Annotated in this window: 13 protein-coding genes and 1 pseudogene; 4 read left to right on the top strand and 10 right to left on the bottom strand. The window is 34.3% G+C overall.

Annotated elements, in window-relative coordinates:
- Window positions 1–6 precede the first annotated feature (6 nt).
- Entirely contained in the window at window positions 7–945 is a 939-nt protein-coding gene (locus EAH81_RS26155; protein ID WP_140511932.1) for a ring-cleaving dioxygenase, read from the top strand.
- Between the two features lie 110 nt (window positions 946–1,055).
- Here the strand turns inward: EAH81_RS26155 and EAH81_RS26150 are convergent, their stop codons facing one another.
- The 10 genes from EAH81_RS26150 to EAH81_RS26105 all read right to left on the bottom strand — a co-directional run bounded on the left by EAH81_RS26150 (window position 1,056) and on the right by EAH81_RS26105 (window position 16,041).
- The gene (locus tag EAH81_RS26150; protein WP_140511931.1) at window positions 1,056–2,171 is read right to left on the bottom strand and encodes an FAD-dependent monooxygenase; all 1,116 of its coding nucleotides are present in this window, start codon (window positions 2,169–2,171) and stop codon (window positions 1,056–1,058) included.
- Between the two features lie 80 nt (window positions 2,172–2,251).
- Entirely contained in the window at window positions 2,252–3,124 is an 873-nt protein-coding gene (locus EAH81_RS26145) for a helix-turn-helix domain-containing protein (RefSeq protein WP_206669116.1), read from the bottom strand.
- Between the two features lie 112 nt (window positions 3,125–3,236).
- On the bottom strand, window positions 3,237–4,220 hold the full coding sequence (locus EAH81_RS26140) for a glycoside hydrolase family 43 protein (protein ID WP_140511930.1): 984 nt from the start codon (window positions 4,218–4,220) through the stop codon (window positions 3,237–3,239).
- A 300-nt stretch (window positions 4,221–4,520) separates the two neighbouring features.
- On the bottom strand, window positions 4,521–5,696 hold the full coding sequence (locus EAH81_RS26135; RefSeq protein ID WP_140511929.1) for an aldose epimerase family protein: 1,176 nt from the start codon (window positions 5,694–5,696) through the stop codon (window positions 4,521–4,523).
- 76 nt (window positions 5,697–5,772) lie between these two features.
- Window positions 5,773–6,801 carry a family 43 glycosylhydrolase gene (locus EAH81_RS26130; RefSeq protein WP_140511928.1) on the bottom strand — a complete coding sequence of 343 codons (1,029 nt, stop codon included), beginning with the start codon at window positions 6,799–6,801 and terminating at the stop codon, window positions 5,773–5,775.
- A 240-nt stretch (window positions 6,802–7,041) separates the two neighbouring features.
- Window positions 7,042–8,862, bottom strand: coding sequence for a glycoside hydrolase family 2 protein (locus EAH81_RS26125; RefSeq protein WP_140511927.1), 1,821 nt, complete (start codon window positions 8,860–8,862; stop codon window positions 7,042–7,044).
- 187 nt (window positions 8,863–9,049) lie between these two features.
- Window positions 9,050–10,084, bottom strand: a complete 1,035-nt coding sequence (locus EAH81_RS26120) for a glycoside hydrolase family 43 protein (protein ID WP_140511926.1) — start codon at window positions 10,082–10,084, stop codon at window positions 9,050–9,052.
- 146 nt (window positions 10,085–10,230) lie between these two features.
- Window positions 10,231–11,406, bottom strand: coding sequence for a cellulase family glycosylhydrolase (locus tag EAH81_RS26115; protein ID WP_140511925.1), 1,176 nt, complete (start codon window positions 11,404–11,406; stop codon window positions 10,231–10,233).
- Window positions 11,407–11,487: 81 nt separating this feature from the next.
- Window positions 11,488–13,014 (bottom strand): RagB/SusD family nutrient uptake outer membrane protein, encoded by a 1,527-nt coding sequence (locus EAH81_RS26110; protein ID WP_140511924.1) that lies wholly within the window; start codon window positions 13,012–13,014, stop codon window positions 11,488–11,490.
- Window positions 13,015–13,032: 18 nt separating this feature from the next.
- Window positions 13,033–16,041 (bottom strand): SusC/RagA family TonB-linked outer membrane protein, encoded by a 3,009-nt coding sequence (locus tag EAH81_RS26105; protein WP_140511923.1) that lies wholly within the window; start codon window positions 16,039–16,041, stop codon window positions 13,033–13,035.
- A gap of 388 nt (window positions 16,042–16,429) precedes the next feature.
- Between EAH81_RS26105 and EAH81_RS26100 the strand changes: the two genes are divergently transcribed.
- From EAH81_RS26100 to EAH81_RS27780, 3 genes and pseudogenes are all read left to right on the top strand, one after another.
- Window positions 16,430–20,380 carry a two-component regulator propeller domain-containing protein gene (locus tag EAH81_RS26100; protein ID WP_140511922.1) on the top strand — a complete coding sequence of 1,317 codons (3,951 nt, stop codon included), beginning with the start codon at window positions 16,430–16,432 and terminating at the stop codon, window positions 20,378–20,380.
- A 91-nt stretch (window positions 20,381–20,471) separates the two neighbouring features.
- Window positions 20,472–21,314 (top strand): serine hydrolase domain-containing protein, encoded by an 843-nt coding sequence (locus tag EAH81_RS26095; protein ID WP_241676662.1) that lies wholly within the window; start codon window positions 20,472–20,474, stop codon window positions 21,312–21,314.
- A pseudogene (locus EAH81_RS27780) lies at window positions 21,286–21,517 on the top strand (DDE transposase); the annotation flags it as partial. The gene EAH81_RS26095 and the pseudogene EAH81_RS27780, both read left to right, overlap by 29 nt.

The raw sequence follows: 21,517 nt of genomic DNA, 5'->3' as shown, positions 1-21,517 counted from the left end.
AAAACCATGGAAAATAAAATTTTAGGCTTACACCATATTACTGCAATTGCAGGTGACGCAAAACGTAATTTCAACTTTTACTCTAACATATTAGGATTACGTTTCATTAAAAAAACGGTGAATTTTGATGATCCGGGAACCTATCATTTTTACTTTGGTGATGAAGTAGGAAGTGCCGGAACAATCTTAACTTTTTTCCCTTGGGGAGAAGGAATTCAACAAGGAAGAAAAGGTTCAGGAATGGCAACAGAAATTGGATATTCAGTTCCAAAAGGAAGCCTTGATTTCTGGCAGAAACGTTTTGAACAATACAATGTAATTTACAACAAACCGGCTGAAAAATTCGGTGAAAAATATCTTACTTTCTTAGATCCGGATGGTTTAAAATTAGAATTAATCGAATCTAAAACAGGCGATAACAGAAAACCTTGGGAAACAGACGAAGTAAAAGCTGATGTGGCTACAAGAGGTTTCCACAATATCACTTTAACATTAAACAGCATAAAAGCAACTGCTGCAATTTTAACCGAAATATTTGGTTATAAATTGATCGATCAAGATGTAAATCGTTACCGTTATGCAACTGATACTGTAGAAAATGCCGCAATTGTTGACTTGGTAGAATTGGCTGATGAAAAACGCGGTCATGTAGCAAACGGATCTGTTCACCACGTAGCTTTCCGTGTAGAAAATGACGAAATTTTAATGCACTTTCGTGAAAAAATCGAAGAATACGGATTGTCTATTACACCTCAGATTGATAGAAATTATTTCCACTCTCTTTATTTTAGAGAACCAGGAGGTGTTTTATTTGAAATCGCTACAGAAAACCCAGGTTTTACAGTAGATGAAAGTTTAGAAGAATTAGGAAAAAATTTAAAACTTCCTGAACAATACGAATCAGACAGAGCTGCTATTGAAGCGCATTTGGTTAAAATCAATTAATTCTTTATATAATAATTGACAAAGTCCAATATTTAAAAAAAGCTCCAAAATCACGTGATTTTGGAGCTTTTAATTTTTTGTTACCAGCGAAGATTCAGATAATATAATCGTTAAAAAGAAATGCCGTTTTCCCACATTTCTTTTACTTCTTCCTTCGTATTTGGTAATAGTTTATCTAAAGTCTGCACAGCATCTGCCTGTATTTCTTCAATAAAGGGTCGTAAATCCTTGTTGTAGGCATCAAACGCTAATTGATAATCATCTTTATATAATACAAATGCATCAGCCAACGCAGTTGCTCCAATAATAGCCAGTGAACCTCCCATTCCTGCTGCCGGAGAAGCACAATAAGCTGCATCACCAACCAATGCTACTCTGCCTTTCGTCCAGGATGGCATTTTTATCTGACAAAATTCATCAAAGTAAAATGAGCTTGAATTCAATAATTCCGTCTGAAGTTCATGAGCTCGCCAACCCATATCGTTCATTTGCTGTGATACAATCTCTTTTAATTGCTCTTGGTTGCGAAAATCGTAGTTGATTTCTTTTTCTGTCCTGAAAGTAAAAATAACATCCGTCTTATTATTATGGGCATAAAGCGCCGCACCTTTATTCGGTTCTGCATACATTTGATAAGTTCCGTTCTCGACCAACAGTTTGTCTACAACAGTTATAGAAAAATATTGTCCAAGAAAATGAGCATAATCCGTTTCAGGGCCAAACCAAATTTTCCTTACCGCCGAGTGTATCCCGTCACATCCAAATACATAAGCGTATTGATCTTTAGAGCCGTCTTTAAAAGATACTTCGATATTATGCTCCGTTTCATGCAATGTCGTGATGCTGTTATTGAACTCCAATTTCACATCATTTTTTACCTGATCATACATCATAGTTAGTAACGAATCCCTTTCGATTTCAAATTCATCATCCGGCAATTCTTCTCCGGGCTGTCTCAAAATAAAGCTGTGACCTGTTTCATCACTGGCATTTTTAAACTCCCATTTTTCAGGACCAACTCTTTGTTTTTTTATCTCTTCAAAAAGTCCCATTCGCTTCACAATCTCAATTGTATCACCTTTTATATCAACTGGTGTACCGCCTTTTTTAAGTTCGGTTGCAATTTCTACAATAGTAACTTTATAACCTATTTTATTCATCCAATACGCTGTTATCAGTCCGGCAAAACTTGCACCCACTATCAGCACTTTTTTATTTGATTCCATTTTCTACATTAATTTAAATACAGTGCAAAGTTCCTCGCTTTACAGCATAAAAAAAATGGCAAATCAAAGAAGGTATTGGACTAATCGAAGTTTTTTCTTCTGAATGTCATTGCAGAAATCCCAGTTACTTTGGAAAACAATCTTGTAAAATAAGGATAATCAGCATAGCCAAGTTCAAAAGCAATTTCTTTTACAGACTTATCGGTGTGATAAAGGAGTCGTTTGGCTTCTAAAATAATTCTTTCCTGAATAAGGTATGAAACGGAATTACCTGTACTGCCTTTTATACACTCGTTAAGATACGGAGTCGAAATATTCAGCAAATCAGCATATTGTCCCGGTCGTTTTAAAGTAATGTAATTCTTTTCGAGTAAATTCCTGAAAGCTTTGGCTACTGTATCAGATCGCGAAAAACTATCTTCCGGTTTAATTACATTTAAAAATTGTGACAGTAAAAAGCCAATAAAAGTATTGCAACTGTCGCGTAGTAAAGGATAATACAGCTTATTTTCTTTTTGTCTGTAAAAGTTCAGACAAAGTAAAAAGCTCTCAGCAACAATCGAATAAGCTTCTGTTTCTAAGGAAAGTGGCGTTACAGGATTAAGCTCTTCCAGTATTTTAAGATATCCTGTATTTAGATTTTCACTATTAATGGATAAGGAGCAAACAATAATATCATCAATATCCAGCATTCTATGCACCTGATCCGGATGTAGATATACTACTGCCGGCGCTGTGACATGATGAGTTTCAAAATCAATCTCAATTATAACCGTTCCTTTTTCAAGGATGTGAAAAGTAAATCCTTCATCACGATGTGATTGTGTAGCTTCTTCTTTTTGTTGTGTGGTTCTAAAATCAGTCTTACTAATACTATTTTTATCAATAGAAATACCCAGGCTAAAAGTATTATCCATCGTATTAACGGGTATTTTATTTTTATTTTTCCGCATGTAAAAGTATTAGACAAATCAAAGTATAAAAGTACGTCAAAAAAAATCGTTATAAAATAGATCTTTATTTTAGTGACGTACTTTTACCCCGTTTTTTGATTTATTAATAATACTATTGTGTACTTAAAAATCTAAAACTATTACTATCAACTTTTATCTTATTATCGCTAAAATCGATATCAATTATTCCGGTTTTTCTTGGAGAAACACCGCTTTCGCTAAAATGAGTATGGAGAACATAATGCATTTTATTGTTTTTATCCCAAAAAACATCACCGTGACCAATTCCATTTTGCTTCACATTATTTCTATTGATTATCGGACTATCAGCAGACTTTTCCCAAGGTCCAAAAGGACTCTTGCTGGTTGCATAACCTACCGCATAATCCGGATTTCTAAAATCATTTGCCGAATAAATTAAATAATATAATCCATTATGTTTTAATACAGTTGGACCTTCTGTAACCGGCCAAGCTACATTTTGCGTGTTTTCCCAAGGTAAAGTTCCCGAAATACATTCCGTCAAAGTTTCTGATTTTATACTTTGAAGATCATCATTTATTTCGGCTACAAAAATTCGATTCCCATTAGTTAATCGAACGTGATACAAGTATTTTTTTCCATCTTCATCTATAAAAAGAAACGGATCAATTTGCTTTCCTGTTTCAATAATAGGCTTTTTTGATTCATTTTTAAATGGCCCTAACGGACTTTCACTGCTGGCAATAGCAATGTTTTCATTTGCCGTATAAATCATATAATACTTATTTTTATACTTCAAAACCTGAGGTGCCCAAAATCCTGTATCGCCAAAAGCATCCCCTTTTTTTAAAGCCAATCCGTTCTGGGTTCCTGCAGGACCACTCCACTTTTTTAAATCGGATGAAGTATAAACCATAAATCCTTGTCCATTCAATGGCGTATCGCCACCAGTCGTTCCATATAAATAATACATTCCATTATCATAAAATATTGTCGGATCTGCTAAAAGAATATTTTTTGATACAGTTTCAGTCGTTGCTTTCGTTGGATTCTTATCCTGAGAACAAGCTATGAAAACGCATAAAGAAGTTATTACGGTTATTATTTTTTTCATTTTTAATGGTTTTGGAATTCAATACTTAATTAAACAATTTGATTTTTAACGAACTGTATGTCATTTTGATCAAGGAGACCTGAACGATAGCGAACAGCAGAAGCAGTAAATTACATACGAAATTCCGCATAGGTAATCGCCAATCTTTATAGAGTTACTTGCGAGGATTCCTCATTCTTCGGAATGACAAAATCACCCCTATCATTCTCACATTTCACAATTATCTCATTATCAAATTATCTCATTATCTCAATTATCTCATTATCTCAATTATCTCATTATCTCATTCTCACAAAAAAACTATTTCGTCGAAAACTGATAATACGAAACCGTATGATATTTTTGTCCCGGTTTCAAAACAATCGGCGCAAATTTTGGCTGATTTGGAGCATCCGGAAAGTGTTGTGTTTCTAAGGCAAAAGCAGTTCTAAAATCGTCTTTGGCTCCAGATTTAAAGCTATTTTTTGATTGCATGAAATTTCCGCTGTAAAACTGTAAACCTGGTTCTTCTGTATAAATATCCAGCGTAATTCCAGATTTATCTCCGGAAATTGTAGCAGCATGATTCAGACCGTTTTTCTTAGTTCCGTTCAGGACATAATTATGATCATAACCTTTCCCGAATTCCAACTGTTGATCTTTGGATTCAATTCTTTCGCCAATCGTATGTTTTGAAGTGAAATCAAAAACGGTATTTTTAACCGATTTTAGTTCCCCTGAAGGAATTAAACCTTCATCGACAGGCGTAAATTCATTCGCATAAATCTGAAGTTCGTGATTTAGAATTGAACCGCTTCCTTCTCCATTCAGATTAAAAAAAGCATGATTGGTTAAATTTACCAAAGTAGTTTTATCCGTCGTTGCTTCATATTCCATTTTAATAGTTTGATCCGGTTCAAGCGTATAGGTCACTTTTACAGTCAGATTTCCAGGAAAACCTTGTTCTCCATCTGGTGAAACATAACTGAAAATCAATGTGTTTCCATTCGTTTTATTGACATCCCAAACTACATCCTGAAAACCTTTTATACCGCCATGCAAAGCATTTTTTCCATTATTTAATGGTACCTGATATTTTTTTCCTTCTAAAGTAAATTGTCCTTTTGCAATACGATTTCCAACGCGTCCGATTGTTGCACCAAAATAAGGTTCGGTCGAAATTTTATAACCTTTTGCGCTGTTCATTCCAACCACTACATCAGTTTGTTTTCCGTTTTTATCAGCAACCCAAAGTCCAATTAATCGCCCTCCGTAATTGGTAAAAGCTGCTTTTATTCCTTTGTTTTCAATCCAATATAAGCCGACTTTTTTACCGTCAATTATATTATCGAAATTTTTAGTTTCTAATTCGGCTTTAACCGAATCCGTTTTTATTTCAGAAGTTGTTTCAGAAGATTGAATTTCTTTTTTATTGTCTTTACAATTAAATTGAAAAAGAGCCAGCAAAAGAACTGCTGCAATTTTAATATTTTTCATTTTTATGTCATTATGAGGAACGTTTTTTTCACCATAGCAAAAACAACCTATCCTATTATTAATATTTTTTCTACCTTTATTTTGACGGAAGTGCCAATTTAGTTTCTTCACTTACAGGTTGACCCAAAACCGGAAAACCGTTTGAATCCCAACTTATTTTTTGCATCCTTGGAGATCTTTTGTTTCCGCAACCTTCCCCAGGATTGGAATTGGCATGATATAAAATCCAGTCCTCTTTTCCGTCAGGAGATTTAAAAAACGAATTATGTCCCGGCGCATAAACTTTAGTTGCATCGGATTGTTTAAAAATTGGTTCCTCTGATTTTTTCCATGCATTCGCATCTAATAACTTATCGCTTCCGCTAAAAGTCAGCAAACCCAAAGCATAATAATCTGTCCAACAACCACTGGCAGAAAACACAATGAAAATTTTATCGCCATTTTGTAAAAATTGCGGGCCTTCGTTCACATTTACCTGAGCCGGATTTACATCATCATGCAAAGCTCCATGTATTTCCCAAGTGTGTGTTGGTGCAGAAATCATAACGCGATCGCCTTCAATTTCAAGCGGATTTTTCATTTTGGCAATGTAAATATTCTGCTGTCCGTTTGTATCGCCTTCCCAGCCAGCCCAAATCATGTACAACTGTTTTTTATATTCGAATACATTTCCATCAATCGCCCATTTATCAGTTTTTGCTGCAATTTTTCCTTTAAATTCCCATTTTCCTTTAAACGGATCTGAGGTTTTATTTTCTAAGACATACATGCGATGTGTATTGTTATCTCCGTTATCTGCAGCAAAATACGCGTACCATTTTCCGTTAATAATATGAAATTCCGGCGCCCATATTTCTGCCGAATAATCCGTTCCTTTTGGAGCTTCCCAAATGGTTTTACTTTCGGCATTCTTCAAATCAGATAAATCTTTGGTCTTCCATAAAACCAATCTGTTTCCTAACGTATTTGTATAGTAATAATAACCTTTATAGTAGGTACTGTAAGGGTCTGCGCCCGAAGGTAAAATAGGATTCGAAAATGTTTTTTGCTGCCCGTATCCCAAAGTAACAATCGCAAAAAGGAAGAGAATTAAGTATTTTTTCATTTTAAATTATTTATTGTTGTGCGTGTTTTTTAAACACATAGGAACATAGATCTTCTTTGTCTGTATAAAGGCGCTTCACTTGCTTAAACACACATAGCTTTTCGCAAATTTTTGCAACCTCAAAGTTGAAACTTTGGGCTATGTAGTAAAGCTATGTTTGGAAACTAGTTTCTTTTATATTCTTTTTTTCGATTCTAAAAGCTATGCTTCTATGTGTTAAACAACCGCAATCAAAGGCATTTATTTATTCTTCTGATTCAAGACATTAATAACCTCAGTATTGATTTTATTTACTTCTTTAAAATCCATTTTATCCACTTTTCTATCATAGGTCATAAAACCATTTACTTCACCTTCAACATCAGTCGTTTGTGTATAAACTGCTGCCGAAAATCCTGATTTTACAAAGCTTTTTAAAATTTTAGCATATTTGATATATTCTGCTGTAACTTCGTTTTCATTCTTAAACTTCACATATCCCCAATTGTCATTTGTTCTCCACAAATGCCCTTCAAGCGGTAAACCAATTCCTCCATATTCGCCTAAAACAGTTACTCTTCGGGCATCATACAGATACATTTCCGGTCCCGGATAATTGTGTAAATCTAAAATATCTCCCGCCTGAAAGTGATTTCCTCCACTTGAAGAATTCGTCAATCGGCTTGGATCATAATTTTTAGTCCAATTGGTAATTTCAACGGTTTTAAATTGTCCCCAAGCTTCGTTAAACGGAACCCAAACCACAATACTTGGATAGGAATACAAATGATCCATAATTTCCTTCCATTCTTTTTTGTAAATAGCTTCAGATTTAGCAGAACGCTGCAATTCAGTTCCTTCAAAATATTTTTTATTTTGCCAAACTGGCTGTTCATCTCCGCTTGGCATATCCTGCCAGACTAAAATTCCCAGTTGATCGCAATGTGTATACCAACGTTCCGGTTCTACTTTTACATGTTTCCGAATCATATTAAAACCTAATTCTTTCGTTTTAATGATGTCATATTTTAAAGCTTCGTCCGTTGGTGCCGTATATAAACCATCTGGCCACCAGCCTTGATCAAGCGGACCAAACTGAAAATAATCTTTGTTGTTCAGCTGCATTCTTACGATTCCGTTTTCGTCTCTTTTTGATGAAATTTTTCGCATTGCAAAATAGCTTTCTACCTGATCAACCACTTTATTCTTACTGATTAAACTGATTTTTGTCTGATATAAAAACGGAGTTTCAGGCGACCATAATTTTGGATTATTCAAAACGATATCTAAGCTTTCGCCTACAACCGCTTTTTCTTTTGCGATTTCAGTTCCACCATCAAAAACAGAAATTTCAATAATGTCTCCTGTTTCTGCTCCGGCAACATCTGCTTTTATACTAATGCTGTTTTGATCAATATCCGGAGTTGTTTTTAATGCAGTAATATTCTTGGCATTTACCGGTTCTATCCAAACCGTTTGCCAAATTCCGGTAACGGGAGTGTACCAGATTCCTTCAGGATTTTTAACTTGTTTTCCTCTTGGCTGTGGTCCATCGTTTGACGGATCCCAAACTTTTACAGTCAATTTCTGCTTTTTCCCGTTTTTGATAAAAGGTGTAATATCAAACGAAAATGGAGTATAACCGCCGGTATGCGAACCCACCTTTATATCGTTTATCCAAACTTCTGTTTTCCAGTCTACAGCGCCAAAATGCAGTAAAATATTTTGACCTTTCCAATTAGAATCAATGGAGAAATTGGTTTCGTACCAAAGTTCTTTTTCCGCTCCCACTTGTTTCATAACGCCGGATAAACTCGATTCAACCGCAAACGGAACCAGAATTTGCCCATCATATTTTGAAGGCGCTGTTTTTCCAAAATCCTGAATGGCATAATTCCATAAACCATTTAAATTTTTCCATCGGCTGCGCTCCATAATCGGACGGGGATATTCTGGTAATGTTTTAGTAGGATCGACTTGTTCTGCCCATTTTGTTTTGATTTTATCGCCTTGCGGTTTCCATTGTGCATGTGCCACAAATCCCAAAAAAAGGAATAGGAAAACTGTAATTTTATTCTTCATATTATATCTGTGTTTCGGCATTTTTTTTTCAAGTACTAATGAATTAGCAGGCTATATTCCCGTATAACCTGGTAATTACAAACTAACTTAACTAACCAATCTTTAAATTAATTGTGGATTATTAATTGTTAATTATAAATGCTATTGTTTGCATTTTAGAATTGACAACTCCACAATTAATCATTTATCATTTTTTCTCTGTTTTGGTCAAGCCAAATTTCTTCACCAAACTATCGTATTCATTTTTTGAAATTGTCACCATACATCCGTGGCGTACTTTTTCAGGAAAACTATATTTGTCCCAATCGGCAAAAAAAGTATATCCTGACGCCTGAAACCAAGGTCCGTTTAGATTATCCGCAATTGATAATCCGTATGAAACTCCAGGATATTGCTCGTAATACATGTACCAAATTTTATCATCTGGAGAAGGAATCAGCATTGGAGCTTCTCTAAAGTTTGGACTAATAGATTGCTGGGGCAAAGAATAGGGTCCTAAAAGGTTTTTTGATTTTGCAATTCGGATTGTTTTTCCGGTTGTCCAATACAAAGTTGGGTAGGTTTCATCTTTGATAACGGCATAGTAGGAATCGCCAACTTTACGAATAAAGACATCAATGGTTCCCATATCCCAATCGAATAATCGTTTTGGAGTTCCTTCGAAAGTTTTTAAATCTTTAGATAAAACATATAATGTTCTCTGGCTCGCCCAATAACGCTCCGGATCTTCTTTTGTTCCGTCAAGATGCGGTGTGTGCCAAGTCATAATGAACTTCCCCGAATCTTTATCGTAATACAATTTTGGAGCACCAATTCGTTGCAGAGCATTCGCATAATCCGGTGTACTTTTCAAATCGGGCGTATAATCGGAATGTTTTTTCCAGGTAATTAAATCATCTGAAACCCAAATATTGATTGTTTTTGCATCATCGCCTGTGTTTCCTGCGATGTAATATTTTCCGTCAGGTCCTTTGCAAATATCAGGATGACCTTTATAATCTTCAAAAACCCTTTTTCCATTATTTAAATTATCCCAATGCAAACCATCAAGACTTACGGAATAATACAATCTGCCGTAATCGTTATGCGTCATGTGCGCAAATAGATAGGCTTCGTTCTTCGGTTTTTCGCTGCCTTTAACTTGTCCCGGAGGATCTGGCTGTTGCGCTTTCGCGGAAAATCCAATCCACAGTATTCCCAGAAAAATAAGTTGTTTTATCATCAGTTTTAATTTTTTTAATGAGCCAATATTTGAATGTGTCAATGTACCAATTAGATAATTAGATAATTTTAAAACGGTATTAATTGGAAAATTATCTGATTATTTTCGAATTACAGAATTATCTAATTTTCTAATTGCCTAATTATCTAATTCTTCTTATTCACCTCAGATGTCATTTTTTTAATCAAATCTGTTTCTGCTTTTATGTATGGCGTTCCGTCATTGCGAAAAACCTCATGAAACCATAATTTTGGTTCGGCGTTGTATGTTTTTGTCCAACTGTCCCATGCATATTTGGTTTGTGTTTTTCCGTCTACTAATCCCCAATTGATCATTCCAATATTGTATTTACGGGCAACCGGCAAGAAACCTTCAAACGTACTTCCGTTTGGTCTTGCCATATATTCGGTACAAATCAGTGGTTTTCCGTAGCGTTGTAATTGTTTGATCACTTTTTCAAAATCTGCAGGAGTATTATAATTGTGAAAAGAAACAACATCAGATTGTTCTATTTGCATTTTATGCATTGGAAGCATTTTATTTGGATCGCTCCAATCGCCTACCCAAACTCCTGAAGTCAACGGTTGCGATGGTTTACTTTCTCTCGCCCAGATAAAAACATTCTTTAAAAGTGGCAAAATCAACGCTGCTTTGTTTTTAATTTCAACAGCTTCATAAGATGGTCCAGTCATATTATCCGGTTCGTTCCAGACATCCCAACCTAAAATACGATCATCAGCTGCAAATTCCGAAATAGTTTCTTTTACATATTTTTCTAAACGAGGATATTGAGTTGAATCCTGCAAAACCTTTTGTCCCGGACTTTGTACCCAGCCTGAATTGTGTGTAAAAGGTTTTGGTACTCTTTGTTTCCCTAATGCCGGAAACGGATCCCAGCAGGAATCAAACAAAACAAATAACACTTTAATGTGATGTTTTTCTGCAATTTGCAAGAATGTATCCATTCGTTTATAAAGCCCTTTTGCATCTTGTTTGTGTAGTAAATCGTGCAAATAAACACGCATTACATTCATACCAATACCTTCGGCCCAGCCTAATTCCTGATCGATTCTTTTTGGGTCAAAACTATCCGCCTGCCACATTTCTAACTGATTAATGGCTGTACTTGGGTAATAATTTGCGCCTACTAGCCATGGCTGTTTTCCGTACCATTCACTGGCTTGTTCTTTTGTCCAGATTTCTCTTTTTTCGACCGTAGCGGTTTCATCTTTATTTTTTTCAGAAGTGCTTTTTGTTTTGTTGCAACTAAGCAATAAAAGCCCAGCTAACGTAAGCGTCAGATACAGTTTTATCTTTCTCATTATAAAATTTCTTAAGTATGAACAATCGTTCTTTAGGATAAGGAAACCAGATTTTGGAATCTGATTCCCTTAAAAATGTTTTTAATATTCTGGGTGTTGTTTTAAATTTGGATTATTAGCAACTTCTACCTGCGGAATTGGTAATCTTTGATTTTTACCAACTTTAAAGTTTTTAAAATCAGGATCACGAAGCGAAATCTTATCTACAGAAGACTGAGAATCTAAATCTCCCCAACGTTTTAAATCTTCCCAACGAACACTTTCGCCAGCCAATTCAAGAACTCTTTCTGTTTTTAATCTTTCTAAAAATTTATCATGATCGTTGCCAATTTCAGGATGTGCAGCGGCTAAAGTATTCATGTTTACACGCGCTCTGACCTGATCTACATATTGATAAGCTCCGGCAGTATTTCCCGTTTCGTTCAAAACTTCAGCATAACGAAGTAAAATATCAGCGTAACGAATCAATCTGTAATTGACCTGATTGTAGTAATCTTCATTTGATCTGTAATAATCTCTGGCTCCTTTTCTAAACCATGCTTCATCAGCGCCCCATTGCCAGTCTTTTCCGTATACTTTATCACCAAAATCGGCCAATAAACCAGGATAAAATAACGTATGTTTTAGTCGGATATCGATTCCGTTATTTTTATCTTTTTCTTGTTTAAAAGCATTTACAAGCCAAAAACGAGCTTGTCCATCAGACCAGCCAATACTTCTTGGAGCAAAAAACTGAGCGCGGTTGCTTGAAACTGCAGCACTTTGGCTTTCGTCAGTTCCGCCTTTCCTTTGGTCTCCAAATTGAATTTCAAATACTGATTCGCTGTTGTTTTCGTTAACATCTGTAAAGTTGTCTTTGTAGTTAGAAACCAAACTGTATTTGGCGCCCGGACCAGAAATTAAATATTCTAAAGCTGTTTTTGCATCAGCCCATTTATGTTGCTGCATGTAAACTTTTGCCAAAAAAGCTTTTGCAGCACCTTTATCCGGTCTTCCGGTTTGGTCAGATGCCCATGTTGATGGTAAATCGGCGTAAGCCTCATTCAAATCTTTTTCTATTTGAGCCCAAACTTCGGTTACATTTTTTTGTTCCGGCAAATCATTTGGTAATGACGGCGTCAAAACAACCGGAATGTTCTCCCATAAAACCGCAGCATAATAGTAATGTAGAGCTCTTAAAAATTTAGCCTGAGCCAGGATTTGTTTTTTATTCTCTTCATTCTGAAAAGAAATATTCGGCACATTTGCCAATACCTGATTACATCTAAAAATAGCTTTGTAGGTATCTCTCCACGTTACAACGTTTCCTTCCCAAAAATTATAATTGATATAATTAAATCTCGTCCAATCAGCTAATTCTGTCCACGGGCTATTACTAAATCCTTCGTCAGAAGTTAGATCTAAACGGAAATAAATCCATCTTGCCCATAAACCATCTTTATAAAACATGGCATAAATGGAGTTCACACCTGCTTGTGCATCACTTTCTGTTTTCCAATACTGATCTGTTGTCAGGGCATTTGGATTGCTTAGTTCAAGCTGATCATCACATGAAGCTGTAAACATGAGACTAACAAAAACCACCGTTATTAATATTATTTTTTTCATTATGCTATTTTTTTAAAATTAAAAGCTAAACTCAACACCAAAAGAATACGTCTGTAAATTTGGAAAAGCGCCATTATCAACACCTCTTTCAAAAATATTACTGTTACTAAACTCAGGATCCAATCCTTTGTATTTAGAAATTGTAATCACGTTTTGTGCAGATAATGTTAATCTTGCTCTTGTAATACCAGATTTAGCCAAAACACTTTGTGGGATATTATATCCAAATCCAATGTATTTCAGACGGATAAAATCACCGTTTTCCAAAAATCTGTCACTGTCTCCTCTTGAGTTTAAAGTTGTTCCTTTTACAATTCTAGGAAAATCAGTATTGGGGTTTTCAGGCGTCCATGGGTGGATTCCGGTTCTGTAATTGCTATTATCATCAAAACGGTCCACTACACTTCTAAATCCGTCGTAAACAGTAGCGCCATGAGAAGCAATCCAGTTCATAGAAAAATCAAACCCTTTGTATTCTGCTCCGGCATTCAATCCCATTTCAAATTCCGGCCATGGACTCCCTACGATGTCTTTGTCCTCGTTTGTAATTTCACCATCGCCGTTAACATCTTTAAAACGGATATCTCCCGGCTGGGCGTTTGGCATAATTACTTTTCCATCGGCATTTTTGTAGTTCTGAACTTCTGCGGTACTTTGAAACAAACCGTCTGTTTGCAAAACATACCACATTCCTACTGCATTTCCAGCTCTTGTAATTGTATTTCCCTGAATACTTTCGTTTTGTCCGTTACCTAAGGAAACCAGTTTGTTATTTAATTTTGTAAAATTGACAGAAGCATTAAAAGAGAAACTATTGATTTTTTTGCTGTAAGCCAATTCCAATTCAAAACCTTTATTTTCGACAGTTGCAGCATTAGAAATAGGGTTTCCTCCGTCATTTCCTGTTGTATTTAAAATTGGGAAACCAAACAATACATCTTCTGTACGGGCAATAAAATAATCTCCCGTAAAACGTAAATCATTGTTTAATAAACCTAGATCAATTCCAAGGTTGGTTTGTTTCAGTTTTTCCCAACGCAATTGCGAATTCGCTAATCTTACTTGTGTTCCTGAAGGATACAATACTTGATCGTTTCCTAACACAATTGCTCCATTTTTATTTACAAAACCCTGATATTGGTATGGATCAATATTTCCAGAACCTAATTCTCCGTAACTCGCTCTGAATTTTAAATCTTTAATAGCATCAACTTTAAAGAAAGGTTCGTTGCTTAATCTCCATCCTGCCGAAACAGAAGGGAAATTTCCCCATTTGTTTTCATCGCTAAATTTTGAGGAACCGTCACGTCTGATAACAGCATTAAATAAATAACGATTATCATAATTGTATTCTAATCTTCCTAAATAGGATGTTAAAGCAGCTTCGTTTTTAAATCCTCCAACTTCCGGAAGATCTCCTAAATCCAGCACATCAAAATATTGTCCTGTACTTGGGTTTATTATCAGATTTCTCTTTGTTCCGTAAATCTGGTTGTAACTGTCTTTTTGGAAAGTTTGTCCCACTAAAACCGTAAGGTCATGCTTGCCAAATGCTTTTTTGAAAGTCAAAGTGTTTTCATAAAGAAGTGTTTCGGATCTTGCTTTATTTTGGTTGATGAAAGATTGTTCAGCGGGTTGATTTAAAGTCCAGTTTCCTAATTTTCTCATGAAATTATAGCTGTCAAAGCTTGTTTCATACCCTAAATTAAAACGGTATTTTAACCAAGGCGTAAATTTTAATTCCGTCCATACATTTCCTCTAATTCTGAAATTTTCATTTGTAGCATTAGAAAAATCAGCAAGTGCCAATGGGTTAGTACCAAAAGTATCTGCGACACCTTGCTTTCCATACCCATAACCTCCAGGATTAGAAGCGTCGTAAACCGGAATTGTTGGTGTTAATCTATAAACGTCAATAATTGGATTACCGGACATTTCATCTGTTTTAGAATTGCTGATGGCTAAATTTTCACCAATACTAAAAATTCCTTTTGATCCGCTTGAATTGACACGGAATGAGATTCTGTCGAAATCAGTTCCCACAACCGTTCCGTCATTTCCGAAATAATTTCCGGACATAAAAAATGAAGAGTTCTCTCCTCCTCCGGCAACACTTACGTTATAATCCTGAATCATTCCGTTTTCAAAAACTTCATCCTGCCAGTCTGTATTTACAGCCATATTCAGGTTTTGTCTCGGAATTCCGGCATTATCATATGCCTGATTGTTTAATTTTGCAAACTCATCAGTTCCCATTAAACTATATCGTGGCATAGAAGTAAAACTTGATTTTGCAGAAACTTCTACTACAAGAGGTCCTTTTTTACCTTTTTTAGTCGTAATGATAATTACACCATTTGCCGCTCGTGAACCATAAATTGCCGCTGCAGATGCATCTTTAAGAACCTGAATAGTTTCAATATCATTCGGATTAAAATCTCTGTTTGCCGATGTTATCAAACCGTCAATAACATATAATGGATTTGTATTTTGAAGATTTTTAAGACCCCGAATTTCGATATTAGCTTCCTGACCAGGTCTTCCGCCGCCACGAACTTTTACGCCCGTAACCAGACCTTGCAATCCGTCAGCAACAGTAGTAATTTGTCGTTTTTGAATTTCGCTTGCTTTAACTACAGATATTGCTCCCGTTAAATCCTTTTTGTTTTGAGATCCATATCCCACGACAACAACTTCATTTAACGAAAGTGCGTCGGGTGTTAGAGAAACATTTACTGAAGTTTGATTGTTTACGGAAACTTCCGTCGATTTGTAACCCTGTGAACTAAACACCAAAATATCTGTTGGTTTTGCAGGAATCGAATAGCTTCCGTCAAAATCTGTCACAGCTCCATTTGAAGTATTTTTGATTCCTACATTGGCAAACGGAATCGCTTCTCCAGTTGTTGAGGATACACGACCCTTAACGGTAATTTGCTGTTGTGCATAAGTTTGTTGTAATAATAAACTAAAGAAAAACAAGAGGTAATATCTCTGCTTTAAAATTTGAGTGAACTTTGCTTTCATTGATTTTTCATTTTAGATAATTTCTTTTTTTGGTTGGTTTTGTACTTGTGCTATAAAAATTTAATCATCTCTGATACGAGCGAAAAAATAGTTAATATTGTTCTTTAGTAATAATGTGTTCATTTAATTTCAAAATTACTAAAGGTGTATTTTTTCAAACTTAATTTTATTGATACTATATTTTTTAGCCTTAAAAATTATCAATATCATTTATTTAAAAATCCAAAGTAGACGATTTTTATTCAAAATAAAATGCTTGATTTGTGTCAATTTCTATTTCAAATGATTCAAATTGTATAAAAATTGATAACAAATTACTTTTTTGCAACATTTTGTAGAAGATTGACACGATTTGCAGATGCCTATTTTTATCATAAAAAACATAACGATGCGTAAATTCTTTCTTTTTTTATTTTTCTTTCTTTTTTCGATAAATTTTATTCATTCACAGGAATATTATTTTAAACATTTTCAGGTCGAAGAAGGACTTTCAAACAATACCGTAATTACATCAATTCAGGATGAAGATGGATTTATGTGGTTTGGTACAAAAGATGGTTTAAACCGTTATGACGGTTATCGCTTTAAAACTTACAGAAGCCAAAACGACCCGATACATAGCTTGGGAAGTAATTATATACAATCGTTGCACGCCTATCAAGGCATAATTTGGGTAGGAACCGACAAAGGTTTATATCAATATGATAAAAAAACAGATCATTTTACAGTTCTAAACGAAGCAATCAATGACAGAATTAATGATATCAATCATGATAAAAAAGGAAACATCTGGTTTATTTCAGGAAATATACTTTATAAATACGCGATCAGTAAAAAAGAAACCAAAACTTTTAACCCAAATAAATACTTCATTGCAACCTCAATAACCAGAGATGCAAAAGGTGAAATCTGGGCTTCTTCACTCAATAAATTATACCATTATTCTGAAGAAAGCCTATCGTTCGAAACTATTGCCCTAAATCCTCCAGGTAATAAAGCAAATTTCAGAATTACGATTATTTATGCTTTAGACAATGACCATATTTTAATAGGTACACAAGATCATGGCGTTCTGGTTTATACAAAAAGTACTAAAACTACATCGTCGCTTCAATTTGCGGGAAAAGAACCTGTTTTTGTACGTCAGTTTAAAAAGAAAGGAAATTACGAACTCTGGATTGCAAGTGAATCTGGCGTTTATGTTTATGATCTTAAAACTAAAAACTGCGTAAATCTTAGAAAAAACTATAACGATCCGTATGCAATTGCTGATAATGCAGCTTATTCTATAACTATTGACAAGGAAAATGGGGTTTGGATTGGGACTTATTTTGGAGGAATTAATTATCATCAGAAGCAATACACCCAATTCAAGAAATATTTCCCTCAGAAAAATCAAAATTCAATTAGCGGAAGCGCCGTTAGGGAAATTCATAAAGACGATTATGGCGATTTTTGGATTGGTACTGAAGATGCCGGTTTGAACCGATTTAATCCTAAAACAGGAAAATTTACTTCGTATTTACCAAACGGAAGTAAAAGCAGCGTTTCTTATTATAATATTCATGCCTTATTACCTCGAAAAAATAAAATTTGGGTAGGAACCTTTGAACACGGTTTGGATGTTTTAGATCAAAAATCTGGAGCCGTTATTAAACATTATAGCGCAAATGATCCTTCGACAGGTTTGCGAAGTAATTTTATCTTTTCTTTTTCCGAAACAAAAAAGAAGGATTTAATTGTAGTAACCACAATGGGAATTTATCAGTACAATGAAAAAAATGACAATTTCGAAATCCTGAAAATATTCCCTGAAACCACACATTATACTAATTTTAAAGAAGACAGCGATGGAAATTACTGGGCTGGAAGTTATAGAGATGGATTATTTTTTTACAATCCGAAAATCAATAAAAAAGAAGTTTTTATCTACGATTATAAAAATCCAAAAGGAATCAGCAACAACTCGATCAACTCTATTTTTGAAGACAGTTACAAAAACTTGTGGTTTGCTACCGAAAATGGCCTGAATTTATTCGATAAAAAAAATAGAACTTTTACCAAATTCACGACCAAAAACGGACTTCCTAGCAATGTCGTATATTCTATTTTAGAAGACGATACTAAAAACTTGTGGTTAACGACATCTAAAGGTCTGGTAAAATTTAATCCGAATCATAAAAAAACAAAGATTTACACTACGGCAAATGGTTTATTGAGCGATCAGTTTAATTATAGTTCTGCTTTCAAAGACAGTAATGGAGATATGTACTTTGGAAATCTAAACGGAATGATCAGTTTCAACCCAAAGAATTTCACCAAAAACAAATACACACCTTCTATTTTTATTACCAATCTTCAGATTAATAATAAGGATATCGATGCAAACGAAAATGATTCTCCTATAAAACAATCTATTTCGCATCTTGACGAACTCGAACTTAACAATGATCAATCGTCATTTAATCTTGAATTTGCTTCCTTAAATTATACAGCGCCGGAACTCACAGAATATTGGTATAAATTAGAAAATGTAAATAATGAGTGGGTGTATCTCGAAAGAAACAATAAAGTTTTCTTTACTGAACTGGCGCCTGGAGATTATGTTTTTAAAGTAAAATCGTTAAATAGTTTTGGTATTTGGAGTAAAGAAGTAGAACTTAAAATCAGGATTTTGCCTCCGTTTTGGGCAAGTTCCTATGCTTATTTTTTCTATTTTCTATTGATTTGCGGCTCGTTTTATTATATCATCCGATATTCTCAAAATCTTACACAAATTAAAAACAACCGCAAAATAAAACATCTGAATGACGAAAAAGAAAAAGAAATCTATCAGGCAAAAATTGACTTTTTTACCAATGTAGCGCATGAAATCAGAACGCCATTAACGCTTATAAAAGGGCCTTTGGAAAAACTTTTAGTTATGGAGCATCAATCGCCTGAAGTTCCACAGAATCTTTCTATAATGAAGAAAAACACTTCACGATTATTGAAACTCGTAAATGAATTATTAGACTTTAGAAAATCCGAAATTGGTGGTTTGAAACTCACTTTTGTGGAAGCAAATATTTCATCCATCGTCAGGAATTTACATTTGAGATTCAGTCAATTGATAGAAGAAAGAGGAATTGAGTTTGAACTCGAATTGGGCGAAAAAGACATTTTTGCTTTTGTAGACAAAGAAGCATTTAAAAAAATATTGAGCAATTTAATCAGTAATGCCATTAAATATTCTAAAGACAAGGTTTTTATATCCTTATTTAGAGATGATAAAAAACTGACCTTAATTGTTAAAAATGATGGGGAATTGATTCCATTTCAACTAAAAGATAAGATTTTCGAGCCATTTTTCAGAGTTGATAATATGGATTCGACTTCCGGAACGGGAATAGGACTTTCGTTGGCGCATTCGTTAACGCAATTGCACAATGGAAATCTACAGTTGATTCCGGATTTAGAACTCAACGTTTTTGAGCTAATTGTTCCTTTGCATCAGGAAGAAGAATTTATGTTTTATACTGATTCTGAAAAAGAACAGATTCAGACTAAAATTGAAAAAATTGAAACCGAAACAAAAAATGAAAAAGCACAGATTTTAGTTGTAGAAGATAATGAAGATTTATTGAATTTCATTACTGCCGAATTAGCTTCCACATACACAATTTCAAAGGCTGACAACGGAGAAAATGCCCTTAAAATTATTCACAATGAGAACATTCAGTTGGTTATCAGCGATGTTTCAATGCCGGTTATGGATGGAATTGAGATGTGTAGAGAAATTAAAACAAATCTGGAAACCAGTCATATTCCAGTAATTTTACTAACCGCCAAAAACTCGCTAAAATCACAAATCGACGGCTTGGAAGTTGGTGCCGACGCCTACATAGCAAAACCATTCTCAATGGATTATTTAAAGGTTCAGGTTAACAATCTTATTGAAAACAGAAAACAGATCATGAACTATTATGCAAGTTCTCCCCTATCGCATATCAAGAGTATTGCACATAACAAAACCGATGAAAAATTCCTAAAAAAACTCGACGACGAAATCCTAAAAAATATTACCGACCCCGATTTAAGCGTCGAATCTCTAGCCGAAATAATGAATATGAGCCGCTCGACCTTATACCGAAAAATCAAAGATATTTCGAATTTAAGTCCAAATGAATTAATTAATATTGTCCGTTTAAAAAGAGCTGCAGAATTACTGTTGAATGAAAATTATAAAATGTATGAAATTGCCGAGATGGTTGGTTATAAATCTCAAACAAGCTTTGGCAGGAACTTTCAAAAACACTTTTCTATGTCGCCTTCTGAATACATTGCTAAAAACACATAGGATTCTAGCTTTCAAACTATACTATATAATCTATCTCAATTGAATATGAATATTACAAACTAATATGTTTAACTTTGAGAAAACTACCATTATGAAAATAAAAAAATCTATTTTATGGATCGTAATTTTTTATGGTAATTTTCTTTTCTCTCAAAATAAAAAGACTGAAATCATTAACTATCTCAAAAAAGAGATGATTGAAAAGAAAATTCCTGGCTGTCAGCTTGTAATAATTAGAGATAATAAGATTCTATTATCCGAAGCAATTGGAATTGCTAATGTATCATTTTCGACACCTGTAAAAAAGAATACCATCTTTTCAATTAATTCTATCTCCAAAGTTTTCACATCAGTTGCCGTAATACAATTACAAGAACAAAATAAGCTAAACATCAATGATCCAATTTCTCAATATATAGACTCTATACCGGAAAATTGGAAAAAAATAACAATTAAACAATTGATGAGCCATACATCTGGACTTCCTGACATTGAGAATGAGAAAGGACTGATTGGAGATAAAGGACAAGATTCAGCGTGGTTGATGGTTAAAAAATTACCATTACAATCTGAAATTGGAGAGAAGTTTAATTATAATGCTACCAATTATTATATTTTACAGCATATAATTAAAAAATGCAGCACTGAAACATTTGAAAATTTTGTCCGCAAAAATCAATTTGACATATTAAGAATAAAGGATGTATACTATGGAAATTCTTATGATGTACTTAAAAATAAATGCCCAACGTATAGCTATTATACTCAGGACAAAATAACAAATGAATATATTAAAGGCAATAAATTAAAAGAAACATATGAAGAATTCCCGTCAAAAAGGGTCAAAACATATTGTTGTGGAGAAATATTAAAATATAGATATTTGTATTTTAAAATTACCCCCAATGCAAGATTCTTTTATCGACCTTCTTAAGTTATTATTACCTGAAATAATAGTAGACTACTTTGAACTCACGTCTTATAAAAAAGAAGGTGAAACACTTCATCTTTATCTAAAAGAGATTAATTCAATACCTAAAGAATACAGAGAATCTAAATTAAGTTCAAAAGGATTCTTTGAGGAGATAACGGTTCAGGATTTTCCTATTCGTGGACATCAAGTTTATTTGCATATCA

This window comes from Flavobacterium pectinovorum (assembly GCF_006438875.1).
GTDB lineage: Bacteria > Bacteroidota > Bacteroidia > Flavobacteriales > Flavobacteriaceae > Flavobacterium > Flavobacterium pectinovorum_A.
Note: the sequence above shows the minus strand (reverse complement) of the source record. Positions and strands in the feature narration are given on the sequence as shown.